Source organism: Parundibacterium terreum, assembly GCF_014636315.1.
Lineage (GTDB): Bacteria > Pseudomonadota > Gammaproteobacteria > Burkholderiales > Burkholderiaceae_D > Undibacterium > Undibacterium terreum.
Map to the genome: position 1 here is coordinate 75,487 of NZ_BMED01000003.1, position 16,959 is coordinate 92,445.

Consider the following 16,959-nt stretch of genomic DNA (forward strand, 5'->3'; position numbering starts at 1 on the left):
GTCAACCATAAGCTAGGAGCCTGCGATGGCAAATGATTATCTTTTTACTTCCGAATCAGTATCCGAGGGACACCCGGACAAAGTTGCTGATCAAATTTCAGACGCTATTCTCGATGCCGTTTTTGAGCAGGATCCGCGTTCACGCGTAGCCGCCGAAACCCTGTGCAATACCGGCCTGGTCGTATTGGCCGGCGAGATCACTACCAATGCCAACGTGGATTACATCCAGGTTGCGCGCGACACCATCAAGCGTATCGGCTATGACAATACCGAGTATGGCATAGATTACAAGGGCTGCGCGGTATTGGTCGCCTACGACAAGCAAAGCAATGACATCGCTCAGGGCGTGGACCAGGCCAGCGACGATCACCTGAATATCGGTGCCGGCGACCAGGGCCTGATGTTCGGCTATGCCTGCGATGAAACTCCGGAACTGATGCCGGCGCCGATTTACTATGCCCACCGTCTGGTAGAGCGCCAGGCCCAGTTGCGCAAGGATGGCCGCCTGCCTTTCCTGCGTCCTGATGCGAAGAGCCAGGTCACCATGCGCTATGTTGACGGCAAGCCGCACAGCATAGATACAGTAGTGCTGTCCACCCAGCACAGCCCTGAACAAAGCGACGGCAGCAAGATGAAACCGTCCTTCATCGAGGCAGTGATAGAAGAAATCATCAAACCGGTATTGCCGGCCGAATGGCTGAAGGAAACCAAGTTCCTGGTCAATCCTACCGGCCGTTTCGTCATCGGCGGCCCGCAAGGCGATTGCGGTCTCACTGGCCGCAAGATCATCGTGGATACCTACGGCGGCGCCTGCCCGCACGGCGGTGGTGCTTTCTCCGGCAAGGATCCTACAAAAGTAGACCGTTCCGCAGCCTATGCAGCACGCTACGTGGCAAAGAATATCGTTGCAGCCGGCCTGGCCAAGCAATGCCAGATCCAGGTGGCCTACGCAATTGGCGTGGCACGTCCTATGAACGTGACTGTCTACACTGAAGGCACGGGCGTGATTCCGGATGCGCAAATCGCTGCACTGGTGAACGAGTTGTTCGACCTGCGTCCGAAAGGCATCATCCAGATGCTGGACCTGCTGCGTCCTATTTACTCTAAGACTGCTACGTATGGCCACTTCGGCCGTGAAGAGCCGGAATTCACCTGGGAACGTACCGACAAGGTCACCCAGTTGCGTGCCGCTGCTGGACTGTAATCAGGCGTTTGATCAGCCTGGCGGATGGGCATAGCATGAGGAATGACTAGGGTGGGTTCGTGCCCACGCTAATACAGGCAAGAGCGCGGGCACGAAGTGTCCGCCTCGCCATATTGCGCCCCATTTCCATCATCGGCTTATCGGTCCTGCAGGCCGGCTGGATGCCTGCGCATGCCGCCGGCAATTCCGCCAACAATTCCCCGTCTCAGCCTGCCAGCGACTGGTGTATGCCGCTGGCTGCGCGTCTCCCTAAAATTTCCGTCAGCGACTGCCGCGACAGCAAGTTGCTGCCTAGCGGCGCCCTGTCGCAAAACGGCTTTCCCATCCTGGCGCGCGAAATAGCCGCCGGCAAAGGACGCGAAGGACATGGGCAGGCCTTGAAAGTGCTGCTGATAGGCGGTATCCACGGTGACGAACTGACTTCCAGCGCGATTGTTTTCAAGTGGCTGGAATTGATACAGAAACCCTCCGCCCAGGAGTTTCAGTGGAAGGTCGCACCCATCGTCAACCCGGATGGCTTGCTGGCCGCCAAGCCGCGTCGCATGAACGCACGCGGCGTAGACCTGAACCGCAATTTCCCTACACCCAACTGGGCGCAGGATGCCCCGCGCTATTGGGCCCGGGTTACCGCCAGCGATCCGCGCCGTTATCCCGGTTCTGCACCCTTGTCCGAACCGGAGAGCCGCTGGGTGCACGATACGATAGAGCAGTTCAAGCCTGACGTGATTATCTCCGTGCATGCGCCTTTCGGCGTGCTGGATTTTGATGGCCCGGTCAAGCCGCCCAGCCGCTTCGGCCGGCTGATGTTCAACCGGGTCGGCGTCTATCCTGGCTCTCTTGGCAATTACAGCGGTTTGCACAAGGATATACCCGTCGTCACGATAGAATTGCCGAATGCGCAGACCATGCCGCCGGACGCGGAAGTGCTGCGCATCTGGCAAGACATGCTGGGCTGGATCAAGCGCAATGTGCCCAGCGCAAGCAAGCTGGCGCTACAGCGCTAAGGTGCGCTAATAAGGGTGTCCTAGACTGGCTGCGTGCCGGCAGCGCGGTTTTTACGCCGCGCCAGATACATCATCCAGCCTGTGACGGCAAACAGAGGCAGCGCCAGGCTGGCCAGCATCATCAGCAGCATGCCCGCACTACCCCAATAACTCCCTGAATGCAGCGCATAAATGCTGGCCAGGAATTTGCTGCCTGCTGCCTTATCCGCATACGGTTCGCGCTTCAGGATTGCACCGCTGTGCGCGTCCAGCATCAGCTTGTTGTTGGCATAGCGGTGCGGGGAGTGATCATCGACATACAGTACCTGCACTGCCTGGCCCGGACGTGAAGGCAGCAGCATGATCAGCTTGTTGTACGAGGCGACCTCCGACTGGAAAGCCTGCCAGACCGCATGCAGGTCGGTTTCCCTGTTGTCAGCCGCATCGGATGCGGGAGCATCCCTTTTCTTGCCTGCTGCTCCGCGCTCAACCTGCTTGGTTTGTGCGGAGGGCATTGCCAGGCTATTGATCCAGTCGTGATACCAGCCATAGGACCAGTATAGTCCGGTCAGTGCGGCCAGCAGATACATCAGCAGCAGCCAGGTGGCGCAGACGGCGTGCAGCTCCGCCAGCAAGCTGCGCCCCTGTCGCCGCAGGTCCAGGATCAGCCATCTCCTCCATGTATGCCGGTTCCAGGCTTTGCCCTTGGGCCAGCGCAAATACAGGCCGGACAAGCACATGAAAATCAGCACCAGCGCAGAGGCTCCGGTAATCGCCTGTCCCGCTTCGTCCAGCACCAGGTTGCGGTGCAGCTTCAGTACAAACCGGAAAAAATCTTCTCCGGCGGGTTTACCGAGCAATTCTGCTGTATACGGGTTGACGTATTGCAGTTCGAATTTTTTCTTGTCGCTGCTGGCAATCGGCAGCATGAAGCCTATTCTTGCGGCATCGGTGGCGGAACCGGATAAATTCAATGAAGAGACATAGGGGCGGTTATGCTTTAGCGCAGCCAGCAGCTCAGCGGGTTCCAGCCTGGGGCCGGGGCCAGCATGCACTTGCGTCACTTCCGGGTTCAGCAGACGCAATATCTCTTCCTCAAACGCATACAGGCCGCCTGTGGCCCCTACCAGCGCCAGTATCAGCCCTGCACTAATACCCAATAGCCAGTGAATTTGGAACCAGAAGCGTTTCAGCATGATATGTGATCGACTTGATAAGCAAAGCGCGCACTATAGCAGCTTGGCGGCTGATTTCGGCTGACGCAGGGCGAAGTCGAGGAGGAGGGGGATGAAAAATTGGCTGGCTGACAGAGGGAGAGAATGTCGCGGCTGGCTCTAAAACGGCAGGCTTTACCCGTATTCTTGCTTTTTATCGCGATGGGTAAAGCATCATCACAGTCTTATTATAATTGAGAATGCTTATCAATCAATATTTATCTTGCAAAGGGCAATTTCTCGGCTTTTACCAGAGCATCCATGATTTATTTTGCAGCCCCCGAAATTTCTGAACATAGTTTTGAAACAGGATGGAAATGACAGTGCTTTACTTGCCTTGACTACATTAAAATGATTTTTCCTCTGGAGATACTGGCGTGTAACCTAATGCTAGTCTCATGGAATACAACGTCGTCAAACGGCCCCGCGTCCGAATCTGGTGCGGCATAAAGAAAAAATGAAGGAAAACAATGAAATTGAAATTAGTTCTTGCGCTCGGTCTGGCTGGACTATCCGGCATGAGCTTTGCTCAAAGCCTGGATTCTCATCAGTGGCTGGAAGACGTTGGTGGCGCCAAGCAGTTGGAGTGGGTCAAGGGACGCAATCAGATCACGCGCGCCAAGGTGGAAAGCGATGCCGGTTTTGCCCAGATGCGCACGGATCTGCAGACGGTACTGGATTCCAAGGACAGGATACCCGCAGTAGAAAAGATGGGCGAGTATTACTACAATTTCTGGCGCGACGCGGAACATCCGCGCGGCATCTGGCGCAAGACGACGCTGGTGGAATACCGCAAGGCCCAGCCGAACTGGGAGACTGTGCTGGATCTGGATGCACTGGCCAAGGCAGAAAATGAAAACTGGGTGCACAAGGCCAGTAACTGCCGCCACCCTGCATATGACCATTGCCTGATTGAATTGTCGCGCGGCGGCGCCGATGCAGTCGTGGTGCGTGAGTTTGACCTGGCCAGCAAGAGCTTTGTCAAAGACGGCTTCAGCCTGCCTGAGGCGAAAGTGAATATTGCATGGCGCGACAAGGATACGCTGTTTGTTGGAACCGATTTCGGCCCCGGTTCGCTGACTGACTCCGGCTATGCGCGCATCGTCAAGGAGTGGAAGCGCGGCACGCCCCTGGCTTCTGCCAAGACCTTGCTGGAAGGTGAAAAGACCGATATCAGCGTCGCCGCATATAGCAGCGACCATGGAGGCGTTCACCATGAACTGGTGTCCCGCGGCGTTACTTTCTACACGTCCGAAAATTATCTGATCGAAGGCGGCAAGCTGAAAAAATTGGCGGTCCCGGAGCGCTCGAGCATCAATTTCTTCGGCAAGCAATTGATCGTCAGCTTGCGTGAGCCATGGACTGCCGGCGGTAAGACCTATGCATCCGGCAGCCTGCTGGCTATCGACTTTGCCCGCTTCCAGAAAGGCGACCGCAATTTTGCGGTACTGTTCGAGCCTAGCGACCGCACTTCCCTGACCGGTTTGGATATCACTCGCAACTATGTGCTGGTGCAATCGCTGGACAATGTCAAAGGCAAGCTGGTTGAATGGAAGCTGGAGCGCGGCAAGTGGTCGATAGAACGCAATAAGTGGGTGTCGCGCCAGGTGAATCTGCCTACACTGGGACAAGTCAATATCAGCGCACTTGATCCGCAAAAAACGGATGACTATACGCTGAGCTATTCTGATTACCTGACCCCGAGTGTGTATGTGCTGGCTCATGCAGGCAGCGACGAGCGCGAGCAGTTGAAGAGCACGCCGGCATTTTTTGATGCATCGCCTTATGTGACGACGCAGAATGAAGCCACGTCCAAAGACGGTACAAAGATTCCCTACTTTGTCGTACGCCGCAAGGACAGCAAGGACGACGGCAGCAATCCTACTTTGTTGTACGGCTACGGCGGCTTTCAGATTTCCCTGACTCCCAGCTATTCTGGCGGCATTGGCAAAGCCTGGCTGGAAAAGGGCGGCATCTATGTCGTTGCCAATATCCGCGGCGGTGGCGAGTTCGGTCCGCGCTGGCATCAGGCCGCATTGAAAGAAAATCGCCAGCGTGCCTATGACGACTTTGCCGCAGTAGCGGAAGACCTGATTGCGCGCAAGATCACCAGCACCCGTCACCTTGGTGCAATGGGCGGCAGCAATGGCGGCCTGCTGGCAGGTGTGATGCTGACCCAGCGTCCTGATCTGTTCAATGCGGTCGTCAGCCAGGTACCTCTGCTGGATATGCAGCGCTACAACAAGCTGCTGGCAGGAGCATCGTGGATGGGTGAATACGGCAATCCGGATGTGCCTGCCGAATGGAGCTATATCCAGCGCTATTCCCCATACCAGAATGTGAAGGCCGAAGTGAAATACCCGAATGTACTGTTCATCACCTCTACCCGTGACGACAGGGTGCATCCGGGCCACGCACGCAAGATGGCCGCCAAGATGCTGGAACAGGGCCACCAGAATGTGTGGTACTACGAAAACATCGAGGGTGGGCATGGCGGCGCGGCTAACAATGCGCAGAGAGCGGATATGTCGGCCATCACTTACACTTTCCTATGGGATATGCTTAAGCCGGATAATGCCGCAAATATTGCGGCTCAATGAAGTAGACCGATAAGATCGGGTTCTATTGCGGCTGATTTGCAGCTTATTTATAGCTTAGCCGATAGATGGAACCAGATCCACTGTGAGAGGTCTAAAATTGGTCCAGGGAAATCCGTAGCCTGCAAGGGCTGCGGATTTTTGTTTTTGTAAAGATGTTATCCTTCTCCTTTCCCATTCCGTTGGCAAATTGCTGCCATTCGGGCTTCAAGAAGCTGCAAACCAAGCCAAATAATCATCAAGCATGACGCTGTATCAACTACTTGCACAATTCATACGCCAGCATTGGCGCCACTATGTGGCAGCCGGCGCAATGCTGTTTTCGGTCGCCGTGTTGACCGTGCTGATCCCGCGCAAGGTAGGGGCCATCATCGATGCACTGGTGGCCCATACGCTGGATACGCCTGCGCTGGTGACCCAACTGGCCTGGCTGGCGTTGATGGGGGTAACCATCTATTTTCTGCGGGTGGGCTGGCGCATGCAATTGTTTGCCGCGTCCTTCCGCCTTGGGGTGGAACTGCGTACCCGTCTGTATCAGCGCCTCAGCCTGCAGGGGCCTAGCTTCTTCCAGCAACAGCGCACCGGCGACCTGATGGCGCTGGGTACCAACGATGCAGACGCGATAGAAATGGCATCCGGCGAAGCGATGCTGGCCGGCTTTGATGGTTCCATGACCTTTGCGCTGGTGATAGGCATGATGCTGCTGGGCGTGGACTGGCGGCTGGCGCTGGTTGCCCTGCTGCCTTTTCCTTTCATGGCCTGGGCCTTCAAGCACATCACGCATCATGTGCACGACGCGTCGCGCGATTCGCTGGATAGGTTCAGCCGGCTGAATGATCAGGTACAGGAAACCCTGGCAGGCGTGCGCACGCTGCGCGCCCTCGGGCTGGAACAGCGCAGCGCCCAGCAGTTTGCCGAGCTGGCGGAGCAGGCAGCGGCAGCCAGCCTGTCTGCGCAACGCTGGGAGGCTGCCTATGAACCGGCAGTCGGTATTGCGCTGACGACTGCCGGCATGCTGACCCTGGCCCTCGGTGGCTATCTGGTGTGGCATGGACAGATGACAATAGGCGTGCTGACCAGCTTTTCCATGTATCTGGGGCAGTTGATCTGGCCCATGTTTGCTGCCGGCTGGGTGCTGTCGTTGCTGGAGCGTGGCAAGGCTGCCTGGGGGCGCCTGGAGCCGGTGCTGGCGCAGGAACTGTCGGTACAGGATGGCGGCACGCTGGAGTCTGCGCCGGAAGGCAGCCTACGGCTGGATGACGTTGTCTTTACCTATCCGGGGCAGCAGTCGCCTGCGCTGGGCGGAGTTTCGCTGAGCCTGGCTCCCGGCAAGACTTTAGGCATAGTCGGGCACACCGGCTCCGGCAAATCCACTATCGTGCGCCTGCTGTTGCGCCAATATGAAACACGGCAGGGACGCCTGAGCTGGGGCGGCCACAGGCTGGATGAATATAAGCTGCATACGCTGCGCTCGGCGATCAACTGGGTGGCGCAAGAGCCCTTTCTGTTCTCTGCGTCTATCGCGACCAATATTGCACTGGGCAATCCAGACGCCACACGCGAGCAGGTAATGCACGCCGCCGAACTGGCGGCGGTGCATGAAGACATACTGCGCTTCCCTCAGGGCTACGATACGCCGGTCGGCGAGCGCGGAGTGACGCTGTCGGGTGGCCAGAGGCAAAGGGTGGCGATCGCGCGTGCGCTGCTGACTGAGAGCCCATTGCTCTTGCTGGATGATGCACTGTCTGCGGTCGATACCGATACCGAAACCCGCATCCTGCAGCATCTGCAACAACTGCGGCAGCAGCGTGCCGGGCGTTCTGCAATCATCGTCAGCCACAGGCTGAGCGCAGTGGCCGACGCCGACCATATCCTGGTCTTGCACGAAGGGAAAATCATAGAACAGGGTACGCACGGCTATCTGCTGGAACAAGCGGGCTGGTATGCGGCCCAATGGCGTTATCAACAACTGGAGGCCAGCCTGGATGCAGCCTGAAAACGAAATCAGGAATGCCAGCGCTTCCGAAAAAAAACAGGCTGTGCAATTGCTGCTGCAGGCGGCCGCGCCGGAAAAAAGACATGTATGGCTGGGTATCTTCTTCCTGTCCATAGCAGCAGGGCTGGAAGCGCTCGGCCCCTTGCTGGGTAAGGCGTTCATCGACCGCTACCTGTTGCCGCACCAGATGGATTGGGGCTGGGTGGCAGTGCTGCTGTTGGCCTATGTGATTACAGGCTGGTCGGCGACCTGGCTGCGCTATCTGCAATTGACGCGGCTGGCAGGAGTGGCAATGCGCTCGGTACGCCGCTTGCGCGAACAGGTGTACGGCCACGTCATGCGTCTGCCCATGGCTTTTTTCGACAAGGCGATTACCGGCCAACTGGTGAGCCGTGTCACCAACGATACTGAAGCGGTCAAGAACCTGTATGTGCAGGTACTGTTTGTGATGCTGGACAGTTCTATCGTGGTTATCGGGGCGATGGTGGCGATGGCCTGGCTGGACTGGCGGCTGATGCTGATTGTCACTACGCTGATTCCCGCCGTGGTGCTGATCGTGCTGTTTTACCAGCGCTGGAGTGCGCCAGCGGTGACGCGCGCCCGGCATTTGCGCAGCGAGATCAATGCGCAGGTGGCCGAGAGCATCAATGGCATGAGTGCCTTGCAGGCCAGCAATGCAGAGCGCCGTTTCGGCGAGCGCTTTGCCGCCACCAATCATCAGCACTACCTGTCGCGGTTGGATGAGTTGCGTGCCAATGCCTGGTTGTTGCGGCCGGCGCTGGATCTGCTGAATTCGCTATTGCTGGTGATCGTGATTTTCAGCTTCAGTACGCGTACCCTGTCGGGCGTGGAAGTCGGCGTGCTGTATGCATTTGTCAGCTATATTGCGCGCGTGGTCGATCCGCTGATACAGATCACGCTGCAGTTCGGCCAGATACAGCAGGCGACGGTATCGGCGGCGCGCGTGAATACGCTGCTTAATGAAAGCACCACGCAGGCAGTCAGCAGCAATGTGCAGATCAGCCGCGGCGAGTTGCGCCTGCAGCACGTGGGCTTCGGTTATGATCCCGCCGATCCGGTATTGAAGGATGTCAGCCTGCACATCCCGGCAGGCAGTTTTTACGGCATTGTCGGCCATACCGGCAGCGGCAAGTCCACCCTGCTCAGCCTGCTGCTGCGCTTTTACACTGCGCAATCCGGCCGCATACAGATAGACGGCACGCCGGTGGCGTCGTTCAGCGATGAGCAATTCCGTGCCAGCGTGGGCCTGGTGCCGCAAGATCCCTTCCTGCTGGCGGCCAGCGCGCGTGAAAACATTGCGATGGGCCGGGATATCAGCGAGCAAGCCATCATGGCCGCTGCCAAGGCCGCGCGCGTGTACGATTTCATCCTGCAACTGGAGCAGGGCTTCGACACGCCTTTGGGCGAGGGCGGCGCCCGCCTGTCTACCGGGCAAAAACAGTTGATTGCGATAGCGCGGGCGCTGGCTGGCCAGCCGCGCATCCTGTTCCTGGATGAGGCGACCTCGCATATCGACAGCGAGACCGAGCAGGTAGTGCAGTTGGCCTTGTCAGAATTACGGGGCAGGGTCACGGTGGTCGCCATCGCCCACAGGTTATCGACGATACGCGATGCAGACAGCATCGTGGTGCTGAATCATGGCCATATCGCAGAGCAGGGCAGCCATTCACAACTGATGGCGCTGGAACAGGGAATTTACCAAAAATTATACTTGTTACAGGCGCTGGAGGAGTAATCGGCGGGTCCGCCGCCCTGATGGGCTAAAATGCCGAAGCGAAATATTTCCACCATGAGCAAGAAAACAAGCAAAAAAGGTTGTTGATTTGATAGCAGATTCCAAAAGCCCCTTACAGCGCAGACTGATCAAGGCGGGTATTGCCTTATTGGGCGCCGGTATCGTGGTGCTCCTCTTCATTATCGGCTATGTGCTGCTGGTGCTGGCGCCCAACCTGCCATCGCTGGATGCCATTACCGACTACCGTCCCAAGATTCCGCTGCGCGTGTATACCGCAGATAATGCGCTGATCGGCGAGTTTGGCGAAGAACACAGGGATTTTGTCGCCATCAAGGATGTGCCGCAAGTGATGAAGGATGCCTTGCTGTCGATAGAGGATTCCCGCTTCTATGAACATGGCGGTATCGACTTCAGGGGCGCCACGCGCGCATTGATGACCGATATTTTGACCGCAGGCTATCATCAGGGAGCCTCCACGATCACGATGCAGGTCGCCCGCAATTTTTTCCTGACCAAGGAAAAGACCAAGACCCGCAAGCTGACGGAAATATTGCTGGCCTACAGGATAGAAGCCGCGCTGAGCAAAGACCAGATCCTGGAGCTGTATATGAACCAGATCTACCTGGGACAGCGCACGCATGGTTTTTCCAGTGCCGCGCGCATTTACTTCAACAAACCGCTGAAAGACCTGACGATCGCTGAAGCGGCGATGCTGGCCGGCGTACCGCAAAATCCGGCAAGGCATAATCCTGCGGTCAATCCCATCCGCGCCAAGCAGCGCCAGCAACTGGTGCTGAAACGCATGCTGGATCTGGGGCATATTACACAAGCCCAGTATACGCAGGCGCTGGACGAAAAAATCCAGATCAGCAGCAGCCAGCAATTTGAAGCGCATGCAGATTATGTCGCCGAGCTGGTCAGGCAAAATATGTATGCGCAGTACAAGGATGATACTTATACCCGCGGCTTCAAGGTATATACAACCATCGTCAAGGCGGAGCAGGATGCTGCTTATGACGCGCTGCGCCGCAATGTGATGAACTATGACCAGCGCCACGGTTATCGCGGCCCTGAAGCTTTCATCGAATTGCCCAAGGATGAAGATGACCGCGACGATGCAATTGACGAGGCGCTGCTGAAGCACCCCAGCAATGACATGCTGGTGTCTGCGGTTGTGGTGGAAGTCAGCCCCAAGCTGATACGTGCCGAGCCGGCTTCTGGCGATACGATAGAAATCACTGGCGACGGTTTGCGCTTTGCGGCCAAGGCGCTGCAGGCCAATGCCAACCGCGATTTGAAGATACGCGTAGGTGCAATCATACGGGCCAGCCAGGATGGCAAGGGCCGCTGGGCGATCAGCCAGTTGCCGGAAGTGGATGCTGCCTTTGTGGCGCTGAATTCGCAGGATGGTTCGTATCGCGCGATGGTGGGCGGTTTTGATTTTAACCGCAAGAAGTTCAACCATGTCACCAGTGCCTGGCGCCAGCCTGGATCCAGCATCAAGCCCTTCATTTATTCGGCTGCGCTGGAAAAGGGCTTTTCGCCATCGACTATCATCAATGACGTCCCGATGCCGCTGACCAGCGCCGATACCGGCGGCCAGCCCTGGGACCCCAAGAATGATGATGGCAAGTTTGACGGCCCGATCACGATGCGTACTGCACTGGCGCAATCGAAGAATGTGGTATCGGTACGTATCCTGAGGGCGATCACGCCGCAATACGCGCACTCGTATCTGCCGCGCTTCGGCTTTGATGAAGCAAAGCAACCGACCAACCTGACGCTGACCCTGGGCACCGGTTCCGTAACGCCGGTACAGATGGCGGGTGCCTATGCAGTATTTGCCAACGGCGGCTATCAGGTAACGCCGTGGCTGATACAAAAAGTGACCGATGCGCGCGGCACCCTGGTCACGGAGACCAAGGCGCCGGCAGTGGCGCAGGAAGAGAATCGCGTGATAGATGGCCGCAATGCGTACATTGTCGATACGCTGCTGCGTGAAGTGGTCAGGACAGGCACTGGTGCTGCAGCAACGCAACGCCTGGGCCGCAAGGACCTGGCTGGCAAAACCGGGACCACCAGCGATGCCGTGGATGGCTGGTTTGCCGGCTATGCAGAGAATATCGTTGCAGTGGCCTGGATGGGATACGACGATCCCAAATCGCTGGGCGGGCGCGAGTTCGGCGCTACGCTGGCGATGCCTATCTGGATAGATTATATGAAGCAGGCGCTGAGCGGCAAGCCGGAAACCCAGCGCGCCTTGCCGGAAGGCGTGTCCTTCATGGATGGCGACTGGATGTACAACGAGTTCAGCAATGGCATCGGCATCAAGACGCTGGATATGGATGTGCCGCCTACAGATGGGGCTACGCCGCCAGCAGCGGCGACGCCTCCTGCCGGCTAATATCGCGCGACGATAAAATCGTAGGACGTAAAAAAAGGAAGCGACGCTTCCTTTTTTTATTGAGATCCGCAGAGGAGGCTTAAGAAAACCGGCTGCACGGAAATATCAGCAACGAAACATCAGCAGCGCAGCTCCCTCGATGAACGCGGCTTGCTGGCCTTCAGAGATTTACTCGGCGCCAACTCGCGTTTTTCAGTCACGTGCTCCAGCTCTTTGTGCGTATAGGACACCCTGTCATTGCGGTAATGGGTGCGTGTATGCTCATCGCGCTCTATCGTGGATGCCTGATCCGGCAAGGGCTCGCTTATTTCGACGTCGTCGGTATGTTCAAATTTGTAGCTCATCACTCATCCTGCCTCAGCCTGTGAAGGGACTTGCCAGATTAACTTTTCAAGTTGTTATCGTATGCAGGACGATGGCTTAGCGGAGTGTAGGAAGGCGCGATGCAAATGCTGGAGCAGGGGAAACATTGAAAATGGGAAAGCTTAAAAAAAACCCGCTGACCAAGCAGCGGGCTAAGATCCGAACCTTTGGAGGAGTAGCGGATTTTCCGGATGCTAACATCAACTTGTGACGCGCTGATGACAGCGCCGCACAAGCGCCTGTCACTAACCCAGTTTTTTCAACTGCTCCCTTACGTAAGGCACATTGGGATTGTTCGGCGCCAGCTCCAGGAAGCTGTTGTAGGCTTTTTTCGCCTTCTCCGTTTCGCCCAGATGGGCGCGGGCATCGCCGAGGTTCAGGTAGGCAATCGCGCGCGATGCATCGATCTGTAAGGTATTCTCAAACCAGCGCGCTGCCTCCGCATATTTCTCTTGCTTGTAATACACAAAGCCCAGGTTGTTGGCGGCCAGGCCAAAGTCAGGACGGTATTTCAAGGCTTCGGTAAATGCTTTCTCTGCTTCCTGATACTGTTTTTCCTTATACAACTGCAGGCCCTTGTCATTCGCGCGCTGCGCCAGTTGACGGGTAGACGCATCAGCCTGCTTTGGAGTGGCTATCTTCTGCTCCTCTCCCTGCAGATTCTTGATCGTGATGGTACCGCCGCTGCTGCCGCTATTTTCTGCGACTTCGGCCTTGCGGCCATTGTCCAGCTTGGTATTCATAGCAATGGCGTCGGCAGGCAGCTGGCTGGTTTGCGCGCTGAGGAATTCAGTCTCGGTCGGCAGTTCGAAGACAAATTCGCCGCCTTCCGAGCCAGGCAGGCTGCCGAAGGCCGGCGTTTGCTGCGACACGCTGGACACCGCAGGCGCGATATAAGCTGCCAATTCGGTTGCGGTGATCATGCCGTCACCATTCAGGTCTGCCTTGCCGGATAAGGCTTGCAGCAGGGTCCAGGTAAATATCGAATGGCCGTTCGGGCCGCCGTCTGCCACCATCTGGTCGGCGCCGCCGGCGGTCAGCATTTGCCGTCCCATGCGTTTTGCGTTTTCGCGCAGGAAGTTGGAAGAGCCGCCGCCGCGCGTCAGGCCCAGGCCGCTGTAGCAGGCGTCCATCACAAACAGCACATGCTTGGCGTTCAGGCTTTCGGCAATGTTTTGCAGGTCCGTCATCGGTATCGCATCGGAGGCCAGTTGGTCCGGATCGGAATCCACGGGAATGATATAGCCAAGATTGCGGCCCGAGCTGAGTTTGCGGGTGGCGCCATGGCCGGCAAAAAACACAAATACCCGGTCATCTTTTTTCAGTTGTGCATGCGCCAGCTTGTCATGGAACAGGGCCATGATGTTATTGCGCGTGGCTTCGCCGTTGCTGAGCGTGAGTACCTTGTCGCTGGAAAAGCCGAAGCGGTTGACCAGCGTGTCGCGTATCGCTTTTGCATCCTGCACCGCATATTGCAGCTTGGGCCATTTGGCATAATCGTTGATGCCAATGACGACCGCCCAGCTATTCTGATAGCCGGTGCTGACGCTGGTTTTTTCCGTGCTGGGCTTATTGTCCTTGCTGACGGTGAATTCCTTGCCGTCCCAGCCTGCGAAGCTATAGCCGTCGGCAATCAGCTTGTCCAGCACCAGCGGCAGTGCCTTGATGCTGCGCTCGTGGATATCGTGGAACAGGATGATGCCGCGCTGTTCCTTGCTGACCGAGCTCAGCACACGGTCGGCGATGGAGCTGGGAACCGGATCTGCCCAGTCCAGCGAATCGATATTCCACATGACCGAGCGCAGGCCCAAGGAAGACAGCAGCTCCATGCCTTCCTTGTTGCGCGCGCCGTAGGGGAAGCGGAATAGCGGCGAGCGCTTGGCATCGACCGCCTTCAGCAATTGGTCGGTTTGCGTGATCTCGTCATGCAGGCTGTTGCCGGTTTGCTTGGACAGCAAGGCGTGGCTGTAGCTATGGTTGCCCAAGGCATAGCCGGCAGCCAGCAGGTCGCGGCTGATCTTGGCATTATTGCCCAGGCTCTCCTTGCCCTGCGCATTGACATTGCCTATATTCTTGCCCACTTCAAAAAATACGGCAGGCACATTGTATTGCTTCAGGATGGCCGCTATTTCTGCTGTGTAGCGAGGATGCGGGCCGTCGTCAAAACTCAGCACTACGGTCTTTGGCGGCAAGCCGTTGCCGAAGATTTCGCTGCTCTTGCTGGCTTCCTTGTTTTCTTTGGCATCCTGTGCGGCGACCTCTGCAGTTGGAACATAAGGCACGATCACGCCATAGTCCTTCATGATCTGCTCACGGGTATAGATGCCGCGCAGATGGGCCAGGTAATCATCCCAGCGCTCGCGCTTAGGCTGTATGGCGCGGCTGTCGAAGCGGGAGAAAATATCCTTTAGTTCCTGGTCGTATTGTTTCTCTATATCATCCAGCGCAGTCAAGTCTTCCGAGATACGCTTGTGGACCTTGATAGCGGGCAAGGTCTGTTCCACCGCAACTTGTTTTTGCAGGCTCAGCAATACTTCACGGAACGCCAGCCTGTCGGCATCGTACAAGTCCTTGCCAGATTCTATATAGGCCAGCAAGGCGTCGTAGCTGGCTTCCCGCTGCGCCACAGGCTGGGTCTGCAATTGTCTTTGCTGTTCGTTGATCTTTTCCAGGCGGGCAAGGTTTTCGTGAAACAGCGACTGGCCCACCTGATTGGCAGCGGCTTTCTCCTTGCTACTTAAATTTTTCTCGTCGGCAAGCAGGACGATAATTTTTCTGTACGCGGCCAGCAATTGCTCTGGTCCATTCAGAATTTCTGCCGATACAGCAGCAATGGGGGCGGAGGATTCTGCAGGATTGCCGGATGACGGATCTGTATTTTTGCCGGCATCTGATTTCTTGTAAACCAGAAAGCCGGCCGCTGCGACCAGCGACAGGGCAATTGCTGCAATTAAAGGACGACGATAGTTCATAGGCAATGGCTGCGGCGAGTATTTGGTCAGGATGCAATATCTTATCAGTCTGTCCAAATTTGCATGAGGCGAATTTCGCGCAAGTGCCCGCAAATGCAAAAAGAGAAGGGTTTCCGTCGTTTTATTCCCAGCAAGGGGAAATCCAAATCGTCTTAGACTGCATAAGAGACCCAATACAAGGCCCGACACGTTTTGTGTAGGCCAGGAAATTTTTTTTGTCAGCAGGTGAAGAATGACGACGCCAAGTTACAGAGGCAACTATCGTGAACACAGAGCCAATCATGGCGTGCCGGGGATCGTGTATCTGCTGGCCAACCAGGGTTTGCGCGAGGGCGTCTACAAGATAGGCTCTACGCGGCGTTCCGGCTGGTCCAAGGCGATGGAACTGAACCGCGATATCAACAATACGATACCGGGCACCTTCGTCTGCGAATTTGAAGTGCACACGCGCGACTGCGGCGGCGCGCTGGAACAGATTTTCCAGGAATTGCAATACTGCCATCGGGGACGCAAGGAGCAGGATTATTTCGAGCTGGAACTGGATCGTGCCAAAGAGATCATAGGCAGGATTTGCGCTGGCGTCGATGAAGATATCCTGCACCGCCACCGGGCCAGACTGGACCAGATCAAGAATCATGATCTGCAGGGCGATATTGAACTGGCCGGGGAAGAACATGATGCCGATGAGACCACGCATACCGGTGTCTTCAAGAAAGCCTATCTGTGGATGACCGCAGCCGTCAGCATGCTGGCGCTGGTGGCGATCGCATGGGTATTTAGTGCCTGGACCGACGGTAATCATCTGTATGCAAGTAATGCTGTGGCAAGGCCCGCTTATGCAGGAGATGCCAGCGCGGCGGTGCAGAACGGTTTTACTGGCGGTGAAGATGCCAATGCAGTCAGTTTTCGCGTTGTCGCCAGCCCGCAGGGTGACGGGTCAGTACTGCCTGTCGTGGTGCCGACCACGCTGCCTGCCGGCAGGACGCCGGTGCACGACAAATACGCCACGATACTGGCCAAGCTGAACGAGCAGGAAAAGAGTGCGGTCGGTATGGCCTGCATTTCGGCCAACGATAAAAACTCGAGCGGAAAAATCACTTCCAATACCTTCAGTAGTTGCGTGATGAAACAACTGGCTGCTTTCGATCCTGCCAAACGGCCGGCCGATATGTCGGCATTGAACCAGGATGAAAAGAGCTCGGTGGAATATGCCTGTCTGGGCGAACGCTATGGGAAGGGGCTGGCGGCTTACAATTCCTGTCTCAGCAAGCAGGTATCCGGTTTTGATCCAGCATCAAGGCCGGAAGGTATGTCGCGCCTGAGTTTACCGCGCCAGCGCAGCATGCAGGCAGCCTGTGCGCAGGACAAATATCAGAATGGACCAAGGGCATATAACCAGTGCCTGAGCAGGCAATTGGCACAGGCTGCAGCAGTCGGTTAATCGCTCCAAGAGTGCCGGGATAACGCGGC

General features: G+C 56.7%; 10 protein-coding genes. 7 read left to right on the forward strand and 3 right to left on the reverse strand.

All coding sequences use genetic code 11. The annotated features are described in order from the left end of the window. Nucleotides 1–25: 25 nt before the first annotated feature. Both metK and IEW12_RS15155 read left to right on the forward strand, forming a co-directional pair. Nucleotides 26–1,204 (forward strand): methionine adenosyltransferase, encoded by a 1,179-nt coding sequence (gene metK / locus IEW12_RS15150; protein ID WP_188566938.1) that lies wholly within the window; start codon nt 26–28, stop codon nt 1,202–1,204. Between the two features lie 59 nt (nt 1,205–1,263). After that, complete coding sequence (locus IEW12_RS15155; RefSeq protein ID WP_229751139.1) at nt 1,264–2,208, forward strand: M14 family zinc carboxypeptidase; 945 nt, start codon at nt 1,264–1,266, stop codon at nt 2,206–2,208. Between the two features lie 20 nt (nt 2,209–2,228). Here the strand turns inward: IEW12_RS15155 and IEW12_RS15160 are convergent, their stop codons facing one another. Then, nucleotides 2,229–3,383: a PepSY-associated TM helix domain-containing protein gene (locus IEW12_RS15160; RefSeq protein ID WP_188566939.1), complete on the reverse strand. Its 1,155-nt coding sequence runs from the start codon at nt 3,381–3,383 to the stop codon at nt 2,229–2,231. Nucleotides 3,384–3,871: 488 nt separating this feature from the next. Here IEW12_RS15160 and IEW12_RS15165 point away from each other — a divergent pair, with 488 nt between their 5' ends. From IEW12_RS15165 to IEW12_RS15180, 4 genes are all read left to right on the forward strand, one after another. Then, nucleotides 3,872–6,001: a prolyl oligopeptidase family serine peptidase gene (locus IEW12_RS15165; RefSeq protein ID WP_188566940.1), complete on the forward strand. Its 2,130-nt coding sequence runs from the start codon at nt 3,872–3,874 to the stop codon at nt 5,999–6,001. A 241-nt stretch (nt 6,002–6,242) separates the two neighbouring features. Then, nucleotides 6,243–7,994 carry an ABC transporter ATP-binding protein gene (locus IEW12_RS15170; protein WP_188566941.1) on the forward strand — a complete coding sequence of 584 codons (1,752 nt, stop codon included), beginning with the start codon at nt 6,243–6,245 and terminating at the stop codon, nt 7,992–7,994. Further along, the gene (locus IEW12_RS15175; protein WP_188566942.1) at nt 7,984–9,750 is read left to right on the forward strand and encodes an ABC transporter ATP-binding protein; all 1,767 of its coding nucleotides are present in this window, start codon (nt 7,984–7,986) and stop codon (nt 9,748–9,750) included. The genes IEW12_RS15170 and IEW12_RS15175 overlap by 11 nt, the downstream gene beginning before the upstream one ends. 88 nt (nt 9,751–9,838) lie before the next feature. Continuing rightward, entirely contained in the window at nt 9,839–12,154 is a 2,316-nt protein-coding gene (locus tag IEW12_RS15180) for a penicillin-binding protein 1A (RefSeq protein ID WP_188566943.1), read from the forward strand. A gap of 119 nt (nt 12,155–12,273) precedes the next feature. Here IEW12_RS15180 and IEW12_RS15185 read toward each other — a convergent pair whose 3' ends face one another. Further along, on the reverse strand, nt 12,274–12,498 hold the full coding sequence (locus IEW12_RS15185) for a hypothetical protein (RefSeq protein WP_188566944.1): 225 nt from the start codon (nt 12,496–12,498) through the stop codon (nt 12,274–12,276). A 264-nt stretch (nt 12,499–12,762) separates the two neighbouring features. Then, nucleotides 12,763–15,489 carry a polysaccharide deacetylase family protein gene (locus IEW12_RS15190; RefSeq protein ID WP_188566945.1) on the reverse strand — a complete coding sequence of 909 codons (2,727 nt, stop codon included), beginning with the start codon at nt 15,487–15,489 and terminating at the stop codon, nt 12,763–12,765. 232 nt (nt 15,490–15,721) lie between these two features. On the opposite strand from IEW12_RS15190, the gene IEW12_RS15195 reads away from it, so the two are divergent. Then, nucleotides 15,722–16,930, forward strand: a complete 1,209-nt coding sequence (locus IEW12_RS15195) for a GIY-YIG nuclease family protein (protein ID WP_188566946.1) — start codon at nt 15,722–15,724, stop codon at nt 16,928–16,930. Nucleotides 16,931–16,959 lie beyond the last annotated feature (29 nt).